Here is a 23008-nt window from a genome sequence, read left to right as displayed (position 1 = left end):
GCCTGACCGAGCGCGCACATTCACAAACAGGTCAGCCACCCCCGCCATCCCACACACGCCGCCCGCCGCTCCGTCGCGCGTGACGCCTCCGCCGCGAGCGGGTGCATGAAGCGCGCATAACAATCACGCCGGAGCCCGAGCAGGCGCTCGTCCCACGGCGGGTGGGGTTCGAGGGCGGCAAACGCGGCCACGCACGCGTTTTCCTCGGGGAGCACCTCGGAGAGATCGACACGCAGGTTCCTCCGGGTCGATTCGAGCACCAGCACCGAAAAGGGCATGTCGAGGGCGGTGAAGATGCGCTTCGCGTCGGCGGGCGCGCTCTGGCCGAGCTCGCGCGCGAGGTCCATGGCCCGGTTCATGACGGCCGTCGAGGGCCACGGATCACGCCGGTACGCGGCGAACGCGCGTTCGAGCAGCTTCACGGCCTCGGCGCGCCGGCCCTTCGCGTATTCGTAGCGGGCGCGGATCACGTCGGCCTCGATCGGGAAATCACGCGCGTGCCGTTCGAGCAGCGGGAGCACGCCGTCGTCGCCCTTCCACGCGAGCCCCTCGGCCACGAGCGTCGTCTCCACCGGGCCGACCGGAGCTTGCTCCTGGAATGCCCATTTCGCGAGCGCACCTTCGAGGTTGCCGGCCGCGTAATTGACGAGCGCTTGCACGCGCACCTCCGCGTCCGGCGTGAGGTGCTCGGGCATGGCCGGGTCCGAGCCGTCGCCCGCGACCTGGGCCGCGCGATCCTCCGCGACCCGCACGAAATCGAGGTTGCCCGATTTGAGCGTCGGGCGATCCTCCTTGCGGTGCCGGACGGACTCGAAGAAGGTCGATACCGAGCCAAAATTGCCGACGGCCCGCGCGAAGCCGAACTCCACGCGGTTCCGATCGTCGGTGTTGAAGGTGGCGCCGGGCACGTCGGCGAGCCCCCGCGCGAACGGAGGGCCGGCCACGTAATGCGCAAAGAGCCCCTCGATGCCCTCGGTGCGCCAGGCATTCAGAAGCGCCCGCCGATAGGGCTCCGCGGCGAGCTTCGTCCGGAGGAGGTCCGGATCGTGCACGAGCGGGGCCTCCGACGCGACGAGGACGAGATCACTCCAGCCGAGATACCATGTCTCCACGGCCGGAAAGACCGAGGCGAGCGTCGCATAGATCGTGCGAAGCGTGTCGACATCGATCTCGTAGATCTGCACCCATTGCAGGAAGAGCCCGCCCTCCTTGAGCCGGCCGCGCACGGCGCGGTAATACTCCTGCGTGAACAGGCTCGCGACGCCGGCGCGGTACGGGTTCGAAGGCTCGGAGAAGACCACGTCGTAGCGGGCCGGCACCGTGGGGAGGATTTCGCGCGCGTCGCCGAGGAGGACACGAACCTTCGGGTTCGAAAGGACGTCCTCGTTCACCGGCGCGCAGCGGCGGCCGATTTCCAGCATGGAGGGCTCGAGCTCGGCGACGTCCACGCGCTCCATGGCGGGCACCTTGCCGAGCCACCCGGCCGAGCTCCCGGTGCCGAAGCCAATCACCATGGCGTGCTTCGGATCGGGGTGGAGCAACGCGCCGAGGAGGCCGCCCATCACCTGCGTCGAGGCGTCGCCGCGCGCATTGCCGTCGATCTTGCCATTAACGACCATCGCGATGCCGTCGGTGCCGTCGATGGCCACGCTGCTCTCGCGCCCCTCGGTTTGCCAGATGATCAAGCGCTTGACGTCCTCGATCCAGGCACGCGTGAACGCGGGCGTGTCGAGCAAAACGCGATCGACACGGCCCGCGCCGATGGGCGTATGCCGGAGGACGGCCGAGGGGCCCGGCGAGAGAATGGCGGCAAAGGCGAGGGCGGCCGAGAGCGGGGCGGCGATCATGCGCCGCAAAGCAGGCACGCGAATCGCGAAGTACGCGGAGCCGGCCGCCATGGCGAGGAGCCCGAACACCACGACGCGCATGGATCCGAGGGCGCCGAGCGTGGGGACGAGGAGAAACCCGCCGGCGAGCGAGCCGACCATGGCGCCGAGGGTATTGTGCGCGCCCACGGTGCCGAGGTGCGAGCCGACGCGGGTCCGGCCCTCGCCGAGCAATGCGACGAGGAGCGGATACTGCACGCCGGCCACGAGCGCCGCCGGAAACGCCATGATGCCCGTGAGCGCGATCCAGCCCGGCACGTAATGAAAGAGCCCCGTGCCCGCCTCGGGCCGGAGCGCGAGCGCGAGCACCGCGAGCCGGTCGCCCAGCGCAAAAGGAACGGCCACGAAGAGCGCTTCGAGCGCCGCCGTGAGCGCGAGCCCCCGCGCCGACGGGACGCGCTTGCGGAAAAGGAGGGGATACAAGAGCCCCCCGAGCCCGATCCCGAGCAGGACGACGGCAAGGATGACGCCGAACGTATACACCGTGCCGCCGAGGAGCGGGCCGAGGAGCCGATACCAGACGAGCTCGAGCCAGAAGAACAAAAACCCCGAGAGCGCGGCGAATGCGAGCACGAACCGCGGTGGCAAGCTCGCCTTCGATTCCGCGGCACGCTCGTCGGCCTTCGTGGTCGGCTCCTCGGCCATCGGGGCGAGCCGTTTGTCCACGAGGAGCGCGAGGCCTGCGACGATCGCATTGAGCAGCGCGGCGACCCAGAGCGCACCGCGGGTGCCGAGCGTCTCCAGGAGGAGGAGCGTGCAAAGCGTGGCGCCCGCGACCGCGCCGAGCGTGTTCGCCGCATACAACCAGCCGACGGCGCGCCTCTGCGTATCGGTTTGGCTTTCGGCCGAACGCGCGGCCGAGGGCAAGGTGCCACCCATGAGGACCGTGGGCGCGCCGATGACGAGGGCGGCGAGCGCGAGGCGCAGGGCCGTGCCGAGCGTCATTCCGAGGAGAAAGGTGCCGCCCGCGGCGCGATACACGATACGCGCGAGGTCGATCGCGAACGGGCTGACGGCCGCGAGCGCCGCAATGGCGAGTTCGAGGCGGCCATAGAGGCGGAGCGGCCGGGGCGATGCGTCGCTGCGCTTGCCGAAGAGCAAGCTGCCCGCGCCCGCGCCGCCGATGAATATCGCGAGGACGGCGGCGCTCGCAGCCGTGGAGGACCCGAAGACGAGGCGAAGCTCACGTTGCCAGGCCGTCTGGTAGACGAGCGCCGAGAGGCCGGAGCCGAAGAGCAAGAGCGCGACCTTGAGGGGATGGGCCGAGGAGCTCGGGGGGGAGGGGCGGGGCTGCGTCATCGGGGGGGCGCGCATCCTAGATCGGGAGGATGCGGGAGCGGAAGCGGAAGCGGGGGCGGGAGCGGAAGCGGAAACGGAGGCGAACGCGGAAGCGGAGAAGGATTCCGGTACGCCTGACCCGGGGGCGCCAACCCTGCGGATCTTGGCTGGATTTCCACCGAACGGAGGGGCCCCGGTGGTCGCGGTGGATCCTGCGTGTCGGCCCCGACGCCGCCCCGGGTGGGCTTGCCCTGCAGGTCTTCGCGGCTCTCGACGGAGGGCCCGATGCCCCGCGGACGGTCCCCGCCGTGCGCCCACGGGGGCCATTACAGATCGATTACAGGGTTCTGGCGGCGGGGGGGCTGCCCACAGCCGCTGCGTCCTTCGCTGTTATGGGCCTGTAATTGAGGTCCGGCGCGAAGCGTGGCATTCCTTCGATTGTCGATGGCGGACGTCGCGGAGAGGCGGCGCACCGCGGTCCATCATTCCCCTGAGAAGGACGGGTAAGAACATGACGACGCAGATCAACTTCCTGGTCGATTCCACCAAGCTCCCGGCCGGCGGCACGCTCGCGAACCCGACGTGGCTCCCTCATCCCAACTTCAGCTTGCAGCAAGACGGTGTGACCACGGTCCAGAATGGCGACTACACCGTGAACATCAAGGCCAACGAGCAGGTCATCCTCCGCGTGGTCGACGCGAATGGTACCGTGACCTCGAGGCTGGCGCCCTACTCCCTCCTCGCGAACTCGTTCAAAGGGGAGCCGCTCAGCGACGCGATCATGCGCGACGCCGCGAACCGGCCCATCAACATCCCCGAGTTCGACGAGCAACGGGGCGGCGTGCCTTATATGACGTACGGCACCGACAACCCGCAATGGGGGACCGCTCCCCAGAGCTATCAGAACTGGAAAGGCTGCCCCATGATCGCGCAAAGCCTCCGGGCATCCAACGCGACCATCTACGATCCGTTCATCCAGTTCGAGGGCAGCGGCAACGTGCAGGGGGTTCTGGAGTACGGGCTCGTGTTCGGGGTGACGAACGACGGGAGCAACATTGCGTACTACGCGTTCGACCCCAAGCTCGGCATCAACTCCAGGTAGGCAACCGGCAACGTCGTCCCTGGTCTTGCCACCGGCCCATGGAAGAACTGCGCATCGCGCAGTTCTTCCAGCTCGGTCCAGGCCGTGCCTGGTTCGGGCCTTTGGGTGAACAGTCCCCGCGGGGACCGGGGCAGCGCCCCGGCGCGACGGCCTTTACATCCGGACGACCTCGACGCTCCGCACGCCGATCCGGAGCTCCCCCGTGCTCGGCCGTCGCTCCACGAGCCCTGCGGCATTCTGGACGCCCAGGACCGCGAGCTGCCTGCGGGCGCGGTGGATGTCGACGTTCAGCTTGTTCACGTCCGTCGCCAGCATTCTGCATAACTCCTCGCGCCCGAGCCAGCCTCGCTTCGCCGCTGGCGCGTCGCGATCTTCGAGCCACGCGCGGGCCAGCGTGACCAGAAGGTAATGGTGGGTACGTGCAGGGAGCTCCTCCTCCCGCCGGCCCATCACCACCGTCGCCGCCACCTGCTCTTCATTCTGGCTCACGGCGAGCCGCAGATGAATGGTCTCCAGCGACGGGCTCCGGATGTCGCTCTGCCAGGTCTCGGTATCACGCGGCGGGAGCTCGAGCGTCCAGGGTTCGCCCGCAATCGTGATGACCTGCCGATCCTCGACCGGCTGCACATCGTCGCCGGTCTCGGCCACCCATTGGCCCTCGCCATTCTCGAATACGCTCACGAGCGGCAGCTCCTCGTCGGGCAGGAGAAGCATGCCCCCCGAGGCGGTGCGCCGCGCCCCGCTCGAATGGTGCCGCGCCGCCGCGCCCGGCGGGGAGTCGTCGATCAACACGAACGTGGGGCTCGTGCCTCCCAGCGAGAATGACGCCCCCTCCGCGAGCGGCACCCGCTCTCCAGGCGAAAGGCGCTGGCCTCCGAGCAGCGTCCCGTTCCGGCTGCCGAGGTCCCGCAGCTCCCAGCGCCCGCCTGTCCAGTGCAAGCTGGCGTGCTCTGCAGACACGCGCCGTTCGTCCACGCACACGTCACAGGCTGAATGCCGCCCCATCAGGCACCGCACTCCGAGCGTAATGTAGCCCTCTGTCGACTCGTTTTTGAGTGTCCCCATCCTCGCCCTCACGCATCAGGCTGGGGCGCAGGCTACCATGCCCGTCCAATCCCGTGTATACGCCATCGACATGGATCCCAGCCCCGATCCTCCGCCGACGGTGGACGCTTCCAGCGCTTCGCCTGCGTCGGTCCTCGCCGCCGAGACCGAGTCCGGTGTGCGCGCGGTGGAGCCGATGGTAGCCGACGAGCCGTCGCTGCCGCGCCGCTACGAGGATCTCGGCCGCATCGCGCGCGGGGGGGCCGGCGACGTGCGACGCGTGCGCGATTTGCTCTTCGGGCGTGTGCTCGCGATGAAAGTGCTGCGCTGGGAGCACGTGACCAACCCGCGGATGCGCGCCCGATTCATCGGCGAGATCGAGCTTACGGCGCGGCTGCAACACCCGGGAATCATTCCCGTCCACGAGCGAGGCCAGTTCGACGACGGCCGGCCCTGGTTCACCATGCAAGAGGTCCGCGGACGTACCTTCGACGCCGTGATTGCGGAGCTCTACGGGGCCGCGGGGCCGACGGGCTTCGGGCCCACGCCCTCGGGCTGGACCTTCCGCCGCGCCGTCGACGCGTTCGCGCGCATCACCCAGGCGGTCGCGTACGCGCATGGCGAGGGGATTCTTCATCGTGATCTCAAGCCGATGAACCTCATGGTTGGGGAGCAGGGCGAGGCGTTCGTCATGGACTGGGGTCTCGCGCGCCGCATTGGTGATCCGCTGCCGAGCGAGCCGGACGATGACGACGCGATCCACGCCGACGACGACGGTGAGCTCACGCGCCATGGCGAGGTGCTCGGGACGCCCACGTATATGCCGCCCGAGCAGGCGGGCGGCGAGCGCGCCATGCATGGGAAGCCGAGTGACGTCTACGCCCTCGGCGCGATCCTTTATCATCTCCTCGCCGGGCGACCGCCCTATCGGGGCAGTGGCCTCGCCATCTGGCGGCAGGTGCTCTTGGGCCCGCCGATCCCGGTCGTCGAGGCGGCCGAGGGGGGGCCTGCATTGCCGCGGGAGCTCGTCGCGATATGCGAGCGCGCCATGCAGCGTGATCCTGCCGCGCGGTACCCCGACGCCGCGGCGCTCGGCCGTGAGGTCCTCGATTGGCTCGACGGGGCGCGACGCCGCGAGCAGGCCCGCCTCGCGCTCGCAGAGGCGGCGGCGCTCCTGCCGGAGATCGCGGAGTTGCGGGCACGAGCGCGCGAGGTCACGGCGCACGCGCGGCGGCTCATGGTGGCAGTGCGCCCGTACGATCCGGTGGAGGTCAAACGGCCCGCCTGGGCGCTCGAGGACGAGGCGTCGCGGATTGCGCAGGACGCGGCGCTCCGCGAGGCGGCCCTGCTGCAAGCGGCGCACGGCGCGCTGATTCTGGACCCCGAGCTGCCCGAGGCGCACGCCCTGCTCGCCGATCGTCATTGCGCCGAGCTCCTCGCCGCCGAGCGCGCGCACCGGCAGGAGGACGCGGCTCGCGCCGAGGCCATGCTCCGGACCCACGATCGGGGCCGACACGCAGCGATTTTGCGCGGCGACGGCGCGCTCTCGCTCGTGACCGATCCCGAAGGCGCCGAGGTGCTGCTCTGCCGATACACCGCGCGCGATCGGCGCCTCGTGGCCGAGCCGGTGCGGCATCTCGGGCGCGCGCCGATCCGGGAGGCGGCGTTGCCCCGCGGCAGTTATCTCCTCGTGATCTCGGCGCCGGGGCGCGCCGAGGTGCGCCTGCCAGTATGCATCGAGCGAGGCGCCCACTGGGACGGCGCGCCGCCGGGCGAGACGGGGCCGCGTGTCCTCTCTTTGCCCCTCCTGCATGCGCTCGGGCCGGACGATTGCTTCGTTCCTGCGGGGTATGCCGACATCGGCGGCGATCCGGAGGCGCCGGACAGCCTCCCCTTCCGGCGGGTCTGGATCGATGCGTTCGTCATGCGCCGCTTCCCGGTGACGAACGGCGAATACCTCGTGTTCCTGAATGCCCTGCTCGGCGAGGGCCGCGAGGAGGAGGCACTCGCGTGCGTGCCGCGCACCGCGCACGGGATGGCGGAGGCCAGGGACGAGCGGCCCCTGTTTGGCCGCGAGGCTTCGGGGCGCTTCGTGCTGGCGGTCGACGAGGCCGGCGCGCGATTGGCGCCGGAATGGCCTGTGGCGTCCATCGATTGGCGTGCGGCGCTTTCGTACGCGCGCTGGCTTTCGGCGCGGACGGGGCTGCCCTGGCGGCTGCCGAACGAGCTCGAACGCGAGAAGGCCGCGCGTGGCGTGGATGGCCGGGCCTATCCGTGGGGCGATTACCCGGACGCGACGTTCGCGTGTGTGCTCGAAAGCCACGCGGGCGTGCCGATGCGCGTCGGCGCGGACAGCCATCCGACCGACGAGAGCCCTTATGGGGTGCGCGGGCTCAGCGGCAACTCGCGAGATTGGTGCGGCAACGTGTGGCGGCGCGAGGGACCGACGATCGTCGGGGAGCGCGTGCTCCTCGACGAGGCGTCGCCGGAGGATCCGGAGCATCGGGCGGTGCGGGGCGGCGGATGGAGCAGCGCGCTTTCCTTCGCGCGGGCGGCGGGGCGCTTCGGGCTTTTGCCTGGGATCCGGCGAGCGACGGTGGGGCTCAGGGTCGCGCGGAGCTTTCCCGCGGACGTGGAGGCGCGCTGAATCGCGCCTCTTTGCGGTCAGGGCTACTTCGAATCGGCATACCAGATCGTTCCGGATCCGAGGGCCGAGACCTCGGTATACGTCCCGCTCGGGTCGAAGGACGGCGCCGGGGCCGTGCTGTCCTTCTGATACCATCGCAGCGCCGAGATGGTCGTGGTCGGCGCCGTGCCGGCGAGCACGATACGCACGTAATAGTCCTGGGTCGCGTGTTTGTAGAGAATGCCGGTCGTGAGGTCGGTGGTCACCTGGGTCCAGGTCGCCGCGCAGTTCGCGACGAACTCCTGCATACCCGCGGAGGCCATGGGCACCGGATCGGTCCAACTCTTGTCGCCCCCGTTGGCGACGACGAGCTCGTTCGCGTTCGTCAGCATCGACTTGTCGACGATCCAGTACTCCTTGCCGGCGTTATACCCCCCGCCGGCGATCCGGGTGGCGATGATGTCGGCGAACTTCCGGCTCCCGTACCATGCGATCGTATAATACCGCCAATCCAAAAGCCCGGGATCGAGCTGGGCTTGCAGCGGATGGATGCCACCGGTTTCGCCACGCTTGTCTTCGTTGTGCATGCGCTCCTCCTACCCGAGCGCCGCTGCCCCGTCAATTACGGACCCATTACACGGCCTTGCTGGTCGGAAGACCAGGAGGAGAGCGAGGGGCTCGAACGGGGCCGTAAGGTTCTCTTCGATGTCATGGATATGGGCCTGCTATGGTCAATCGCCGCCGACGCCCCGGCGCCCGAAGGGGAGCCGGGCGCGGGCGCGACGGGCTGAGGCCCTTCAATCCACGCCGGCCGGGACCTCGGCGCCTCGAAAGGCGCCCCGCGGCTCCGGCGCGTCTCGCCGGGCCGCCTTTCGCGGCCGCGCGCGCTCCTGCCAGATGGACGCTGCCACGAGCACCCCAATCGATGACCACGCGAGGACCTGAATCTCGCCGAGGGCGTGGCTCGCGACGAGCCCGGCCGCGCCGGCGAGCGAGAGCACGAGCGGGCCCGCGCGACGCGAGCGGGCATAACGACGGCCGCTCACGGCCAGCGTGATCACGACCGCGGCGACGAGCAAAAGGAGGTGCTCGGTCTCGGTCATCACGAATCCGACGCCGACCGCCGAGAGCGCCTGCGCCCACGCGCCGAGGCAGGTCGGGCACACGGCGCAGGCGAGCACCGGAAGCACGGCGCCGAGGAAGGACGAGCGGCCGGGCGCCGCGGTCTGCGCCTTGTCGCGGTGACCTCCGCAGCAACCTTCGTGATGCGCCTCGGGAGGCTCGGCCTGGCTCGTATGTGCGTTCACGACGTGAACATGACCGCGGGGGCCGCTCATGCAATCCCGCTCGAGCTGCAGTGCCGCTTCTTCGTCGAGGACGATTCGCCGTGCAATGGGAGAGTTCCTCCGTCCCCATCGTCTGTCAGGAATGTACGGAATTCCATTGGTGCGACCGAATTCCATCATGTAACATGAAAAATGGCGTCATCACGTCGACATTGGGAGGAAGAATGCGAGCAGCCACAGTATCCATCGTGCATACGGATGCCCTGATCGCGGGTCGGGAGGTCGCCGAGGAGCTGACCTTCGAGCTCGGCGGTCCGCCCGAGACCGTCCTTCTTTTCGTGTCGAGCCAGCACGATCCCACGGAGGTGCTCGCGGGCCTCCGGGGCCGCCTGCTCGCGGGGGTCGTCGTCGTGGGGTGTTCGAGCTTCGCCGAGATCAATACGGACGAAGGCCTCAGCTCGTCCGTGACCGCCATGGGCCTGCGGGGGATCGAATGCGCCGCGTTCAAGGTCGATGGCATGCTGCCCGACAGCCGGCGCGCCGGGCGCGCGCTCGCGGAGAAAATTCGAGGCTTTGGCCCGAGCCTGGTCGTCACGTTTCCCGATGGCATCCAGGGGAGCCCCGCCGAGTACGTCCGCGGGCTGCAGGACGTGCTCGGCGCGACGTTCCCCATTGTGGGCGGCGTCGCTGCGGAGCACCTCGCCTTCGAGCGCACCTACGAGATTTGCGACGGGGAGGTGCTCACCGGCGGCGCCGTCGCCCTCGCCATTCGCGGCACGAGGGCGATCGCCACGGCCGCAAAGTCGGGGTTTCGGCCGCTTGGGGCCGTCCGCACCGTGACGCGCGTCGAGGGGAAAAACCTCATCCTGGAGCTCGACGGAAAACCCGCGCTCCGGATCTACAAGGATTTCCTCGGACACGCGTTCCGGGACCAGCACATGATCGGGATCGAGTTTCCGCTGCTCGTGGTCCTCGATTTCGAAGGCAGCTACATGGATTCGGACGAGCGCGTGAACGTGGTGCGGGTGGTGCGCAAGCTCGACGAGGAGAAAGGCGGGCTGCTGCTCAGCAGCGAGATCGCCGTGGGCATGAAGATTCGCCTGACGTGCTCGACCCGGGACGATCTGCTCCTCGCAGCCGCCCAGGCGGCCGAGGAGGCGCATCGAAAAATGCCGTCGCCCGCGCTCGCGCTCATTTTTGGTTGCGCCGGGCGCAAGCTCATCCTCGGCACGCGTTATCAGGAGGAGATCCGGCGCGCGTTCTCCGCGCTCGCGCCGGGCGTGCCCAAGGTCGGGTTTTATACGTACGGCGAGCTTTGCCCCGTGCGTGACGTCACCCTCTGTCACGACGAGACGTTTACCGTGGTCCTCCTCGGGGCGTGAGCATGCATTGTGATCGTTGCATTCTCGAGGACGAATCGCGCGTCGAGCTGCCTCTGGATGCCTTCCTCTCCGATTTCCTCGCCTGCGACGCGTGCCCAGCGGCGGCCGCAGGGCCCCTCGCGCTCCGGCTCGTGCTGGATCGGCTCCGGCAGAGCGCCCATTCGCTGCGCCGGACGCGGAGCTTGCTCCGGCAGCGCGAAAAGGACCTGGAGGCGGCCCTGGAGGCGACGGCGCAATACGAGGCGCGTATCGAGAACATGGAGCGCGTGTACAAGCAAAGCACGCGCGAGCTCGAGCCTCACGTCGCGGTGGTGGAGAAGCAGGCCGAGACCATCCGCGCGCTCTCCGCGCCCATCCTGGAGGTCGGCGAGGGCGTGGTGGCCATGCCGATCATCGGCGCGCTCGACGGTGAGCGCGCCGCGCTCGTGACGGAGGCGCTGCTCGCGAGGATTCACGCGCAGCCAGCGCGCTGCGTGATCCTCGATCTCACGGGCCTCGACGAGGTCGACGAGACGACGGCCGTGGCCTTTTTGCGGGTCTGCGCGGCGCTCCGTTTGCTCGGGGCCCGGGTCGTGCTTTGTGGATTGCGGAGCCGGGTGGCCCAGGAGCTCGTCCGGCTCGAAGCCGATCTCTCGGCCCTTCAAATGCTCCCCACCTTGCGCGCCGCGCTCGCGCGGTGCCGGTGACGAGCGGCCTCTATTCTTCCAGGGGGCAAGCGACGCGCTCGACCCCTGACAACATCTGCCGTGCGATGTCGCGGGGATCGTCGAATACGGTGACACGGACGATCTCTCCCGCGGGGGAGAACGTGAATCGCTCGGTGCCCGTGTACGAGATGGGGATTCCTTTGTGCCGGACGTCGAGCTGCCAGTCGACCTCGGCGCGGCCCTCGCGGGCGTCGATGCGGACGGCGCGCTCGGTGACGACGACGCCCCGCTCAAAGACCTTCATGAAGTTGCGGAAGAACACGCGCAGGCCGTGATGCCCGCGAAAGGGGCGGCTGCCTTCGGGGGATTCGATGGCGCCGTTCGTCGCGAAGAGCCGGACCCATCGCTCGAGATCCATCTCGCGCATGGCGTCGAAATAGGCGGCGACGCCGGCACGAATGCGGCTCGTGTCGAGGGCCGCGGGGGGCGGGGCCGGCGGCGGATCGGCCGGGGCGCGCTCCAGATCGCTGATGATACGTCCCGCGTGGTTTCCGTGGGCAAAGCTCGCGATGACGCTGTGCCGGTAGCGCGCCCGATCCAGATCCGGGTAAAGCGGCTTGACGAAATGGTCGACGAGCGTCTGCACCTCGACGCCGAGGGAGCCGAGGCTCTCCGTCCCGAGGACACGTACGGCCAATTTGTAATGGTTGAAGAGGAAGAGGGAGAGGCGATTTTCGAGGGTCGTGAGCGCCTCGACGAACGCGTGCTCGTCCCGATGGATCTCGGGGCGCCGATAGATCGTGAGGAGGGTGGTGCCGCGCTCCGCCCGATCGGCGTCGAGGAGCTGGAAGAGCCTCCGGGCCGCCGCGAGGGCGCTCGCGAACTGGCGCGACTGGGCCCCGCTGGCGTCGCGCAGGCGGACGCGGAGGGGGTGATAATCGGAGAGGACCATTGTTTCGAGGATCAAGATGGCCTCGGCGAGGTAACTCACGATGCATGCGGCTTGCTGGATGGAGCGGGCCCCCGCGAGCCAATCGCGCCGGTGCGCCGCGGATTCGGCGGCGGCGAGCGCCCGGAGCGCGAGGAACATCCAGCACTCGACGCCCTGGTGGGTGGCGGCAAAGAGACGATCCTCGGCATTGAACGTGCGGCGCTGGAAGAGCGCGGCGACGGCGACGGGCGCGGCCCAGGCGTCATGAGGGAGGGTCGGGACGTCCGTCCGGGAGCGTCGCTCGGGGAGCTCGTGCGCGGCCCGGAGGGCATCGATCGCGGGTTCGAGGCCGAGCAAGAAAGGGATGTCGGAGCCAAGGGCGTCGTAGGTGTCGGCCCATTGCCGGACGAGCCGCGTGGGGATGCCGAGCGCCTTCGTGTGGCGCGCGAGGTCCGCGAGCACGTGGAGATTCGTGGCGCGTGAGGGCGCCCCCGGCGGGATCGTTGGCGGCGGCGGCGTCGAGGCGAGCACGTCGCCGAGCAACCGAATTTGCGCGATCGCGCCGCTCCACAGGCGGGAAATACGCTCGTCCCTGGGCGCCGCAGCCCGGGCGTCGCGCGCCGTATCGGCGATCAGCAGGAACACGAGCTCGAGCGAGACGAGCACCGCGCGCAGCGGCGTCTCGTTCTCCCAGCCCGACGTCCCCGACCAGAGCGGGGCAAGATCATCGAGGGAGATGTAAAGCTCATAAGGTCGGCCATCCATGGAATGCACCCCCACGATAACGTATCGAAGATGCATCGCCATTGCGAGCGAAATGAGAATGCCGGCGCGCGATTCCGTGGTTCCGTTTTCGACGGAGGAGGTACGTCCGGCGCGTTGGATCCGCGTCGACGGCGCCGGGCCTTCTGCTACCTTGCCGGCCATGACGGCCGCCCCCTCCGACGAATACGTGTTCCCCGTCGTCGCTTCGCCCGACGACATCGACGAGCTCGGGCACGTGTCCAACGTCGTCTACGTGCGCTGGGTGCAGGACGCGGCCCGGGCCCACTCCGAGGCCGTCGGCTGGGACAGGTCGGCCTACGTGCGCGCCGGCGCCGTGTTCGTCGTGCGGCGCCACGAGATCGATTACCTCGCGCCGGTGTTTCTGGGCGATCGCATCGAGGTCCGGACCCACGTCGCCAAATTCGGCGCCGCCACGTGCGAGCGCAAGACCCGCCTCGTGCGCTCGGGAGGCGGCGTCGAGGTGGCCCGCTCCGTCACCTCATGGGCGTTCGTCGCGACCGCGACCCAAAGGCCCGCCCGGATCCCCCAGGAGATTCGCGACGTCTTCCCCGCCGCCCTGCCGCGCGGCAGCGCCTGATCCATTCCCGCTGCCGTCGCCCACATCGAGGAGCACGGCGACGAGCATGTCGCTCATCACGTTCACGCCCGAGCGACACCTGGCAATGAACCAGTCGACCGTCATCACGAGCGGAATGGCCGTAGCGATCAAGGTGTCCGGCAGCCCCGCCGCGGTGAGCACGAGCGGCAGCACGACGAGCCCCGCCTCCGGGATCCCCGCGATGCCCGCCGCCGCCATCACCGAGGCGAGCCCGATCGTGACCTCCTCGCCGAACCCGAGCGTCATCCCCGCCGCCTGCGTCAAGAAGACGGCCGTGATCGCCTCGTAGAGCAGAATGCCGTCGTTGTTGAGGTTTGTCCCGATGCACGCCGCGAGGCGCGCCGACGCGGGCGAGACGCCCATTCGAGCGAGCGCCTTCAGCGTGATGGGCACCGTGGCGAGGCTCGAGTTCGTCGAGAGGCCCGTCAAGATCGCGTCCGCGCCGATCCCGAGGTACACGCGCGGCGGCTTGCCCCCCACGAGCCAGGCGACGAGCGGGTAATACACGAGCGAATGCAGCACCATCGCCGCGAGCACCGTGAACAAGAAGACCCAGATCGATTGAAAGACCCGCAGCCCGGCCTTGCCCACGACGTCCGCGACGACCCCGAGCACCGCGATCGGCACGATGCCCACGACGATATCGAGCGCCTCGACGAGGATCGCATACACCGCGCCGATCCCCTGCTCGACCACCGATATCGCGGGCCCCGTCCCCTCGGCCGACCGCGCCCGCGCGCGCCGCAGCGCGACGCCCGCGAGCAGCCCGAGCAGGACGACCGTGATCACGCTGTTCTCGGAGAACGGATCGACGAGGCTGCGCGGGACGTACCCCGAGAGGTTGTCGAGGAAACCGAGGCTGCCCTTTTTCGAGGCCGCGATGAGCTCCTGCGCCGAATCCGAGGGCACGTCGCCCGGCCGGTGGAGCTCGGCGAGCGTGCCCGCGAGGTGCCGTCCCGGCGAGAAGCCGTTCATGATCGAAAGGCCGATGCCGAGCGCCACCGTCGCATTGACGGCGCAGATGAGGACGAGCCGCGCCCCTTTGCGGAGAGATATATCCGTCTTGACGAATGCGTCGAGGATCGCGAAAAACACAAGCGGGACGGCGAGCGCCTTGAGGAGCTTCACCACGAGCAGCCCCAGGCGGCCGAGCTCGGCGTTGCCCACGCTGCCGAGGAGGTACTTTCGTTCCTTGAAGACGAGCCCGAGCAAGATGCCGGCGACGACGCCGGAGAGCACGCGCACGTAGAGCGGGACGCGTCGTTTGGGTTGCTCACCCCCGCGGCTTTTTTGCTCCCCCATGACTGCGATGTTTTCACGCGGGTCCGGAGCGCCGTCAATTGTCATGGTGAGCGGTCTACGTGAGGGCTAGCATGAGGGATGCTCGCGCGTGTCTTCGCAGCGAGCGCCGGCGGAGAGGATCGGGGCGATGAACCAGGAGCCATCGCGAGGGTCGGAGGAGACGGAGCGAGGTCAACCTGCGACGAGCGCGCCCCCGACGCGCGGCGCAGGGGCGGACCTCGGCGCGGCGACGACGCTCTCGAGGAGCCAGGCGCCGTCGGGCGTCACGACCCACGTGCCGTCGTCGGGGCGGTGGAGCGCGGCGCGGCTGCCGCTCGTCGAGCGGGCGAGTTATGCGGTGGAAAGCGAGGTCGCGCAGGGCGGGATCGGGCGGGTCCTCTCGGCGCGGGATCAGCGGCTCGATAGGCGGGTGGCGCTGAAGGAGCTGATCGACACGGGCTCCGCCGCCGAGGATCGGTTCGTCCGCGAGGCGCTGCTGACGGCGCGGCTGCAGCACCCGTCGATCGTGCCGGTGTACGAGGCCGGGCGCTGGCCGACGGGCGAGCCCTTTTATTCGATGAAGCTCGTCTCCGGGCGGCCTCTGTCCGAGATCATCGACGGCGCCCGCACGATCGACGAGCGTCTCCCGCTGCTCACGCACGTGCTCGCGGTGGCCGACGCGGTGGCGTATGCGCACGAAAAACGCATCATTCATCGGGATCTCAAGCCCGCGAACGTGCTCGTCGGCGCGCACGGCGAGACGCTCGTGATCGACTGGGGCCTCGGCAAAGATCTGTCAGATCCCGCGGGGAACGGGCAAGGAAAGCGCGAAGGCGAGCGGAGCTCGGCCCCCGAAGGCGGCGACGACGTGGACGAGGCCACGCTGGTCGACGGGATCACGCTCGTGGGCTCGGTGATGGGGACCCCGGCGTACATGCCGCCCGAGCAAGCGGCGGCCGAGCCCGTGGACGAGCGCGCGGACGTGTACGCGCTCGGGGCGATCCTTTATCACGTGCTCGCGGGGCGCCCGCCGTACGCGGGCGTGAGCGGGATGAAGATCCTGCAGCGGGTGCTCGAAGGCCCGCCGGCGCCGCTGCGGAAGATGCAGCGCGGGATCCAGCTTGATCTCCTGGCGATCGTGGACAAGGCGATGGCCCGGGAGCCGGCCGCGCGGTACCCGACGGCGAAGGCGCTGGCCGAGGATCTGCGGCGTTTTCTCGCGGGGCAGCTCGTGGGCGTGCACTCCTACACGACCCGCGAGAAGGCGTGGCGGTTCGCGCGCAGGCACCGGGCGGCGCTCTCCGTGGCGGTGGCGGCGCTTTGCGTGCTCGTGACGGCCGGGGGGCTCTTTTTCACGAACGTGCTGAAGGAGCGGGATCGCGTGACGCGGGAGCACGCGATGGCGGAGGAGGCGCGCAAAAAAGCGGTGGAAGCCGAGCAACGGGCCGTCGCGCACGCCGACGAGCTCACGCTGGTCCAGGCGCGCGCGGCCGTGCTGCGAGATCCGAACGAGGCGCTCGCGTGGCTGAAGACGCTCTCGCCGACGTTCGATCAGTGGAGCTCGGCGCGCGTCGTGGCCGCGGACGCCTGGGTGCACGGGCCGGCGCAGGTGCTGCGCGACCAAAAAGGGGCCGTCAATCGCGTCGATATCTCGAAGGACGGAAAGCGGCTCGTCGTGGCCAGCGACGATCACACGGCGCGCATTTACGATCTCGCGACGGGCGCATCGATCGAGCTGCGCGGGCACGAGGACGAGGTCTGGTTCGCCACGTTTTTCCCGGACGAACAGCGCGTGCTCACGACGGGGAAGGACCGGACGATCCGCATATGGGACGCCGCCACGGGCGCCGTGATCACCACGCTGCGCGGGCACGTGCGGCCCATCGTGTTCGCCCTGCCGTCGCGCAACGGCAAGGAGGTCGTGAGCCAGGCCGATGACTGGACCGTGCGGGCCTGGGACGTGGCGACGGGCAAACACCGCGTGCTCGCGTCGGACCCGGAGATGACCCGAAAAGGGGCATTCGCGCCCAACGATCGCCATTTCGTGACCGCAGGGAAACACGGCACCCTGACCCTGTTCGATCGGATGACCGGGGAGTCGTTCGTGCTGCCCGAGATGCGCGTCCACGACGCCACGGCCCAGTTCCTGCCGCGGTTTCCCATGGGTTTTTCGCCGGACTCGCGCGTGCTCGCCGCCGGCGACCCGGACGGGACGTTGTGGCTCTGGGACATGCAAAAGAAGGACAAGCCGCGGAAGCTCGAAGGGCAGGCCTCGGCCATCCAGCGGCTCGCGTTCGCGCACGACAGCCAGCGGCTCGCGACCGCCACAGTGGATGGAACGGTCCGGGTCTGGGACCTCGCGACGGGCACGGCCACGACGCTGCCCATGTACGACGGTTCGGTGTTCGCGCTGGCCTTCTCCCTCGACGGGCGCATGCTCGCGTACGGCGGCAATGATCACGCGGTACGGCTCGTGAATTTCGCGACCGGGGAGCGGCGCCGGTTCGTCGGCATGCGCGACAACGTGTCGGACGTGTTGTTCTCGGACGACGGCAAGCGCCTGGTCGTCGCGAGCGTGGACGGCACCGCGCGCGTCTTCCCGCTCGACACCACGCCGGGCCGCGTGCTCGGGCGGCACGAGGGGGCGGCGTTCGAGGTCGACATCACGCCCGCCGGGGATCACGTGCTCTCCGCCGGGGCTGACGGCGTCGCGCAGCTCTGGCCCACACGGGGCAACGGCCGCGCAAAGCCCGTCACGCTCACGGGGCACGTGGGCCGGGTGATCCACACGGAGATGTCCCCCGCCGGGGATGTGGTCGTCACCGCAGGCGAAGACGGCACGGTCCGGCTCTGGGACACGCAAGGCCACGAGATTCGAGCGGTTCGCGTGGACGGCGCGAAGCCGCCGGTCATCAAGTTCTCGCCGGACGGCGCGTCGATCGCGATCGGCCACACGACGGGCGAGGTCGAGCTCTGGAACGTCGACTCCGGCGAGGCGCGCGTGATCGGCCGTCACGAAGAGCTGGTCCTCGCGCTCGCGTTCTCCGCGGATGGATCGAGGCTCGCGACGGGCAGCGCCGACAAGACCGCCCGCATCTGGAAGCTCGCCACGGGCGAGAGCCGCGTGCTCGGTGGTCACGAGGAGGCCGTCGAGTCGGTCGCGTTTTCGCCCGACGGGAAGGTCTTCGCCTCGGGCTGCTTGGATCACAAGCTGCGGCTTTGGGACGAGGGCGCCGCCGCGCCCCGCACCTACGACGCGAGCGGGTATCGTGTCGTGGGTTTGTCGTTCACGCCGGACAGCGAGACGCTGCTCAGCCTGGGCGACGACGCCACGGTGCGGGTCTGGGACGTCGGCACGGGCGTGATTCGCAGCGTGCTCCGCGGCCACAACGGTCCCATTCGTACGCTCGCGCTCGCGGCGAACGGCGCGGCGCTCGTGACGGGGAGCGACGACAAGACCGTGCGGTTATGGGATCTCGCGATCGGCGAGGGGCGCGTGCTCGGGACCCACGAGAGCGTCGTGCGGGACGTGGACATCGCCCCCGACGGGAGCTGGGCCGTGTCCGTGGGCCGCGACGGCACGGTGCGGGTGTGGCCGGACGACCTGCCCCGCGAGCCCGAGGCGTTACGCACGTGGATCGCCCGATCGGTCCCCGACACGGTCGAGCATTTCGCGGGCCATCTGCTCGACCCCTGAGCCCCGTCACTCGGGGGTGCGTCCCATCGTCGCGGGCCAGCGGGGGTTCTTCTCGGCTGCGCGTTTCCCGTGCGGGGATGGGAGCCTGAGGTTCTGGAGCGCGTCCTTCAACGTCGCGCGGGTCTCGACGCGGCCGAGGCCGATCCCGAGCGAGACGATCGTGCGCGCGACGTCGGGCCGGATCCCGACGATGAGGGCGCGCGCGCCGAGCAGCTCGACCGCGCGCACGATCCGGAGCAGGTGCTCGGCCGTCACGGCGTCGACGCTCGCGACGCCCGTCAAATCCAGGATGGCGCAATGGACGGTGCGCTGCGTGATCGTGCCGAGCAGGACCTCCATGGCCCGCGCCGCGCGGGACTCGTCGAGGGCGCCGAGCACGGGCATGGCCACGACCCCGTCCCACACGTCGAGCAGCGGCGTCGAGAGCGTGCGGATGTCCTCGCGCTGGCGGTGGATGATCTCGAGCTGCTCGCGCAGCGTCTCCTCGGCGTGCTTGCGCGCCGTCACGTCGAAGAAGAAGCCCGAAAGGAGCCTTTGCCCGCCCTCGCGCTCGGCGACGCTGACGACCATGTGCAGCCACACGGCGCGGTCGTCCTTGGTGCGCAGGCGGTATTCGAGCCCGCCGGGGTTCTCGTCGGAGGCGGCGCGCGTGAAGGCCGCGAGGGCGAGGTCCCGGTCCTCGGGGTGCGCGTGATCCCGCAGGAAGTTCGGCTTGTACCAGGCGCTCGTGGGCCAGCCGAGCCGCTCCTCGGCCTGCGGTCCGACGTAGGTGAAGCGCTCGGTCTCGGCGTCGGCCTCCCAGGGGATCACGCCGGCGATCTCGACGAGGCGGCGCATGCGCTCCTCGCTCCGGCGGAGCGTCTGCTCGGTGCGCCGCCGCTCGCTGTTCTCGCGGGCGAGGTCGGCGTAGAGCTGGGCGTGATCGAGGGAGATCGCGGCCTGGGCCGCGAGGAACTCGAGTAGCGAGAGGCGCCGCGGGGTGAACGCGCCCGGGACGAGGTTGTTCTCCATGTAGAAGACGCCGACGAGCTTGGTTTGCCGCGTGATCGGCATGCAGAGGACCGAGCGCGGGCGGGCGCGGGCGACGTAGGGATCGGCGGAGAACATCGGCTCCGCGGTCGCGTCTTCGAGCAGGATCGGCTCGCCCGTGCGCCGGACGTAGCCGACGACGGACGCGGGCAGGAGCGTGGAGAGGTCGCGGGCGCGGCCGCCGGGGACCTCGATGTCGAGGCCTTGCGAGGTCACGAGGGCGCGGCCCGCGTGGGAGAGCTCGCCGCCCTCCGTTGCGAGCAGGACGTGGCAGCGCTGGGCCCCGCCGTGCTCGATGACGATCCGCATGAGCGTGACGATGAGGTGCTGCAGGACGATCTCCTCGGAGACGGCGTGCGCCGTCTGGACCGCAGCGAGGACGTCGATGTCGAGGCTCGATCCACCGCGGAGCGGGGGCTTCGAGGTGCCCGCGAGGGGGTCCTCGACGAGCTTGGCGTACCGGCGATCGAGCTTCTCGACCTTGCCGCCCGCGCCCCAGCGGGCGTAGGCCGCGCGCGCGAGGCGCAGGTAGGCCGCGGCGATCGTGGGGAAGCCGCGGTCGACGTAGAACCGGACGGCGGCGTCGGCGGCGATGGCCTCGCCGTGGGTAAAACCGTTGTCGCGGGCGGCGGCGATGGCCTGGTCGTAGAGGCGCATCGCGTCGACGTCGCGGCCGGCGAGGCGGCTGCGTTCGGCGAGGACGAGCGCGTGTTTGTGCTGGAAGTTCTCGGGGCAACGATCGGCCCAGCGCTCGAGGTCCGAGGCGAGATCGTCGAGCGCGGCGAGGCGGGCGGCGAGCGTCGTGGGTGTGCGGCGGCCGGCCTCGGCGAGGGCCGCGAAATACCGCTCCTCCGGGAGGAGGACCTGCGAGGCGAACGCGGGGGCGTGGGCCCGGAGCGACGCGCTCACGAGGAGCGCGTCGTCGTTCTCGCCAGCGAGGACGAGGGCGGCGAGGTCGAGCACGCGCCGTATGACCGTACCGAAGCGCATCGGGGCCGTGGGGAGCTGCGGGCCGAAGTTCGGCTCGGGCGCGAGATCGTCCCGACGCGCGGGCGGCGGGACGGCGCGGCCCTTTTGTTGTGCAACGAATCGCTCGATCGTGCCGATGAGCTCGCCGATGCCGTCGGGATCGTTTGCATCCCGGCGCGCCGCCTCGTGGTTTCGCAGCTCGCGGGCGACGTCGTCGAGCGGATCGCCTTTCAGGAGCATGAAGAGCGCGACGAGGGCGCCGCTGCGCCGCGCGCACGGGGTGTTGCCGGAGGAGAGGGCCGCCTCGTGGGCGCGCCTCGAATAGGCGATGCTCGCGCGCAGGTGGTGCGTCCAGATGGAGATGTTCGTGGCGAAGCACGCGCCGACGATGCCCTGGAGCAGCGCCGAGCCCATCTGCTCGCAGAGGTCCATCGCCACCTTGCCGAAGCGGTAGCCGCCCCGGTGATCCCCGAGGCGCCCCACGAGCGCCGCGCCGAACGCGACGTGTCCGACCACGGACGCGGCCGCGTTGCCGTGGAGGAGCGAGAGCCGCACGAGGTGGCAGGCGACGATGTCGGCGACGTCGGGCCCGAGCGCATGTGCGGAGGGGTGGACCGCGAAGAGCGCCGCCGTGGCCGCGAGCGCGTCGGGGTTCGTCATGGACTCGAGGTCGGCGATCTCCTCGATCGCGCGGTCGCCGAGCGCGTTCCACGTCGCCTCGAATGCCGCCGCGACGTCGTCGGGGCCCGGCCGTTCGGGCAGGCGCACGCCGAGGGGCGCGAGGCAGGCCACGGCGCAGGCGTAGGCCTTCTCGTGCTCGCCGAGGCCCGCGTGCAGGTCGATGAGGATCCGCGCCGCAGCGTGTCCCTCCAGCTCATTTCGCGCGCGCCGCCGGAGTTCTTCGACGCGCGCCTCGGTCTCGCGCCGATCGCCGCGCTTGGCGGCGCACTCGGCCTGCGCGAGGCGGATCTTCCAGGTGAGGTCGGGCGAGATCTCCGCGGGATCGTCGTGGCCTTCGAGCAGGTCGCCCGCCACGCCGAGGTGGTCGGCCGCGACGCTCGAAGCGCCCGCGGCCCGCGCGCGCCGGGCGGCGGCGAAGGTGATCGCGCAGAGCCGCGCCCTCTCCCCGGGCGCGAGCGCCGCGCGGGGGGCTGCGGTTTTCCCGAGCAGGATGTGCCCGGCCGCCTCGTAGAGCCGTGTGTTGGGCTCGTCCTCGCCCATCCCGCGCGTGAGGAAGGCGCCGATGCGCAGGTGCATCGCCGCGAGGCGCGCGGGGTCGTCGTTCGTGGCCTCGCGCCGGAGGTCACGCGCGGACAGGGCGTCGGCGAACACGTACGCGGCGCCCTCGCGGCCGAGCAGATCGGACGCCTCGGCGGGCGCGAGGCGGGCGGCGGCCTCGACCGGGCTTGTGCCGAGCGCCGCCGCGACAGCATCGAGATCGGCCGACCTGCCGAGGCAAGCGGCGGCGGCGAGCGCGAGACGCGAGGGCTCCGGGAGAAACGCGACGGCGGCGCGCCTCGCCAGCATCTCCGCGTCGATCTGCGTGCCGAGGTGCACGCCGTCCACGCGGGCCCCGCTTTTCTGGACCCACGGCCCGAGCGTCTCCTTCCAGGCCGCGTGCGCGCCGTCCGACAACGTCGCGGCGATCAGCAGATACCGGCACTCGGTGCTCTCCAGGAGGCGCATGAGGAGGCGCAACGTCGCGCTGTCGGCCGCGTCGATGTGCGAGAGCGCGAGCACGATCGGCCGCTCGGGCACGGCGAGCGCCGCGAACAGGCGGAGCAGGGTCGTCGTCATGCGCTCGTCGGCGAGCGCGGGGGGCAGGGGTTCCGCGGGACGATCGTCCGGCACGAAGGAGGCGAGCGCCGGGCAGAGGTCGAGCAGCAGGCGGCCGTTGCCGAGCATGGCCTCCTCGGCGCGCTGGCGGAGGAGCGGGCCGAGGGAGCCGGGCTCGCTGCCGAGCGTCGGGGCGACGCGGCGGAGCGCGGCGACGATCGGGCCGTAGGGTTCACCCGCGTGGGTCAGGTTGCCCTCGCCCGAGAGCACGAGCGTGCACAGCCCGATCGCGCTCTCGCAGAACGAGCGCAGGAGCTGGGAGCGGGCGGCGCCTGTCCCGCCGCCCAAGAGGAGCAGCTCGGGCGCGCCGCCGGCCGCGACGCGGAGCATCGCGCTTTCCAGACGGAGGAGCGCGTCGTCATGGGGGTGTGCCGCGGCGGGCGGCGTCGCATTGCGGTGGGACGCTGTCGATTCCACGAAAGTTTCCTGGGACGCACCACGCGCCGTTCGACCCAATCGCGGGCGAAAGGTCGGGCTGCGTGTAAGCGAGGGGCCTCGTACGATATCGAGCCCGTCACGTTCGCGTCAACGTTACGTCAACAGAGCGCGCGTGCGTAATCGTTTTCGCTCCCCGGAAACGCGCATCAAATTCGCGTAGGGACGGCCTTTCGGCGGCGGGACAGAATGCGG

Annotated in this window: 13 protein-coding genes; 6 read left to right on the top strand and 7 right to left on the bottom strand. The window is 70.2% G+C overall.

The annotated features are described in order from the left end of the window. Window positions 1-20: 20 nt before the first annotated feature. The gene (locus tag POL67_RS34680) at window positions 21-3185 is read right to left on the bottom strand and encodes a fused MFS/spermidine synthase (RefSeq protein ID WP_271924903.1); all 3165 of its coding nucleotides are present in this window, start codon (window positions 3183-3185) and stop codon (window positions 21-23) included. 490 nt (window positions 3186-3675) lie between these two features. Here POL67_RS34680 and POL67_RS34675 point away from each other — a divergent pair, with 490 nt between their 5' ends. Then, the gene (locus POL67_RS34675; protein WP_271924902.1) at window positions 3676-4266 is read left to right on the top strand and encodes a hypothetical protein; all 591 of its coding nucleotides are present in this window, start codon (window positions 3676-3678) and stop codon (window positions 4264-4266) included. A 153-nt stretch (window positions 4267-4419) separates the two neighbouring features. Here the strand turns inward: POL67_RS34675 and POL67_RS34670 are convergent, their stop codons facing one another. After that, a complete protein-coding gene (locus POL67_RS34670) occupies window positions 4420-5271 on the bottom strand; it encodes an FHA domain-containing protein (RefSeq protein WP_271924901.1) in 852 nt (283 codons plus the stop codon). A gap of 130 nt (window positions 5272-5401) precedes the next feature. On the opposite strand from POL67_RS34670, the gene POL67_RS34665 reads away from it, so the two are divergent. Beyond that, a complete protein-coding gene (locus POL67_RS34665) occupies window positions 5402-7957 on the top strand; it encodes an SUMF1/EgtB/PvdO family nonheme iron enzyme (RefSeq protein WP_271924900.1) in 2556 nt (851 codons plus the stop codon). Between the two features lie 23 nt (window positions 7958-7980). Here the strand turns inward: POL67_RS34665 and POL67_RS34660 are convergent, their stop codons facing one another. Both POL67_RS34660 and POL67_RS34655 read right to left on the bottom strand, forming a co-directional pair. Beyond that, a complete protein-coding gene (locus POL67_RS34660; protein WP_271924899.1) occupies window positions 7981-8523 on the bottom strand; it encodes a hypothetical protein in 543 nt (180 codons plus the stop codon). Window positions 8524-8733: 210 nt separating this feature from the next. Beyond that, window positions 8734-9243 carry a hypothetical protein gene (locus POL67_RS34655; RefSeq protein ID WP_271924898.1) on the bottom strand — a complete coding sequence of 170 codons (510 nt, stop codon included), beginning with the start codon at window positions 9241-9243 and terminating at the stop codon, window positions 8734-8736. 227 nt (window positions 9244-9470) lie between these two features. On the opposite strand from POL67_RS34655, the gene POL67_RS34650 reads away from it, so the two are divergent. Together POL67_RS34650 and POL67_RS34645 are read left to right on the top strand one after the other, a co-directional pair. Next, window positions 9471-10604, top strand: coding sequence for an FIST signal transduction protein (locus POL67_RS34650; RefSeq protein WP_271924897.1), 1134 nt, complete (start codon window positions 9471-9473; stop codon window positions 10602-10604). Window positions 10605-10606: 2 nt separating this feature from the next. Then, window positions 10607-11290, top strand: coding sequence for an STAS domain-containing protein (locus POL67_RS34645; RefSeq protein WP_271930937.1), 684 nt, complete (start codon window positions 10607-10609; stop codon window positions 11288-11290). Window positions 11291-11300: 10 nt separating this feature from the next. Here POL67_RS34645 and POL67_RS34640 read toward each other — a convergent pair whose 3' ends face one another. Further along, window positions 11301-12947 carry a nuclear transport factor 2 family protein gene (locus tag POL67_RS34640; RefSeq protein WP_271924896.1) on the bottom strand — a complete coding sequence of 549 codons (1647 nt, stop codon included), beginning with the start codon at window positions 12945-12947 and terminating at the stop codon, window positions 11301-11303. Between the two features lie 160 nt (window positions 12948-13107). Between POL67_RS34640 and POL67_RS34635 the strand changes: the two genes are divergently transcribed. After that, window positions 13108-13545 carry an acyl-CoA thioesterase gene (locus tag POL67_RS34635; RefSeq protein WP_271924895.1) on the top strand — a complete coding sequence of 146 codons (438 nt, stop codon included), beginning with the start codon at window positions 13108-13110 and terminating at the stop codon, window positions 13543-13545. On the opposite strand, the gene POL67_RS34630 is transcribed toward POL67_RS34635, so the two are convergent. Next, window positions 13447-14868 carry a dicarboxylate/amino acid:cation symporter gene (locus POL67_RS34630; protein ID WP_271924894.1) on the bottom strand — a complete coding sequence of 474 codons (1422 nt, stop codon included), beginning with the start codon at window positions 14866-14868 and terminating at the stop codon, window positions 13447-13449. The genes POL67_RS34635 and POL67_RS34630 overlap by 99 nt on opposite strands. A gap of 127 nt (window positions 14869-14995) precedes the next feature. Between POL67_RS34630 and POL67_RS34625 the strand changes: the two genes are divergently transcribed. After that, window positions 14996-18544 (top strand): WD40 repeat domain-containing serine/threonine-protein kinase, encoded by a 3549-nt coding sequence (locus POL67_RS34625; protein WP_271924893.1) that lies wholly within the window; start codon window positions 14996-14998, stop codon window positions 18542-18544. Between the two features lie 6 nt (window positions 18545-18550). Here POL67_RS34625 and POL67_RS34620 read toward each other — a convergent pair whose 3' ends face one another. After that, the gene (locus POL67_RS34620) at window positions 18551-22795 is read right to left on the bottom strand and encodes a GAF domain-containing protein (RefSeq protein WP_271924892.1); all 4245 of its coding nucleotides are present in this window, start codon (window positions 22793-22795) and stop codon (window positions 18551-18553) included. Window positions 22796-23008: the final 213 nt, after the last annotated feature.

Origin of the sequence: Polyangium mundeleinium, from assembly GCF_028369105.1 — a bacterium.
Classification (GTDB): domain Bacteria; phylum Myxococcota_A; class Polyangia; order Polyangiales; family Polyangiaceae; genus Polyangium; species Polyangium mundeleinium.
This window is presented reverse-complemented; position numbering and strand designations above follow the sequence as displayed.

What these genes read in the sequence shown, in the direction of transcription:
- POL67_RS34680 (WP_271924903.1), bottom strand. Translation starts at nt 3,185, where the DNA reads ATGACGCAGCCCCGCCCCTCCCCCCCGAGCTCCTCGGCCCATCCCCTC.
- POL67_RS34675 (WP_271924902.1), top strand. Translation starts at nt 3,676, where the DNA reads ATGACGACGCAGATCAACTTCCTGGTCGATTCCACCAAGCTCCCGGCC.
- POL67_RS34670 (WP_271924901.1), bottom strand. Translation starts at nt 5,271, where the DNA reads ATGGGGCGGCATTCAGCCTGTGACGTGTGCGTGGACGAACGGCGCGTG.
- POL67_RS34665 (WP_271924900.1), top strand. Translation starts at nt 5,402, where the DNA reads ATGGATCCCAGCCCCGATCCTCCGCCGACGGTGGACGCTTCCAGCGCT.
- POL67_RS34660 (WP_271924899.1), bottom strand. Translation starts at nt 8,523, where the DNA reads ATGCACAACGAAGACAAGCGTGGCGAAACCGGTGGCATCCATCCGCTG.
- POL67_RS34645 (WP_271930937.1), top strand. Translation starts at nt 10,607, where the DNA reads ATGCATTGTGATCGTTGCATTCTCGAGGACGAATCGCGCGTCGAGCTG.
- POL67_RS34640 (WP_271924896.1), bottom strand. Translation starts at nt 12,947, where the DNA reads ATGGATGGCCGACCTTATGAGCTTTACATCTCCCTCGATGATCTTGCC.
- POL67_RS34635 (WP_271924895.1), top strand. Translation starts at nt 13,108, where the DNA reads ATGACGGCCGCCCCCTCCGACGAATACGTGTTCCCCGTCGTCGCTTCG.
- POL67_RS34630 (WP_271924894.1), bottom strand. Translation starts at nt 14,868, where the DNA reads ATGGGGGAGCAAAAAAGCCGCGGGGGTGAGCAACCCAAACGACGCGTC.
- POL67_RS34625 (WP_271924893.1), top strand. Translation starts at nt 14,996, where the DNA reads ATGAACCAGGAGCCATCGCGAGGGTCGGAGGAGACGGAGCGAGGTCAA.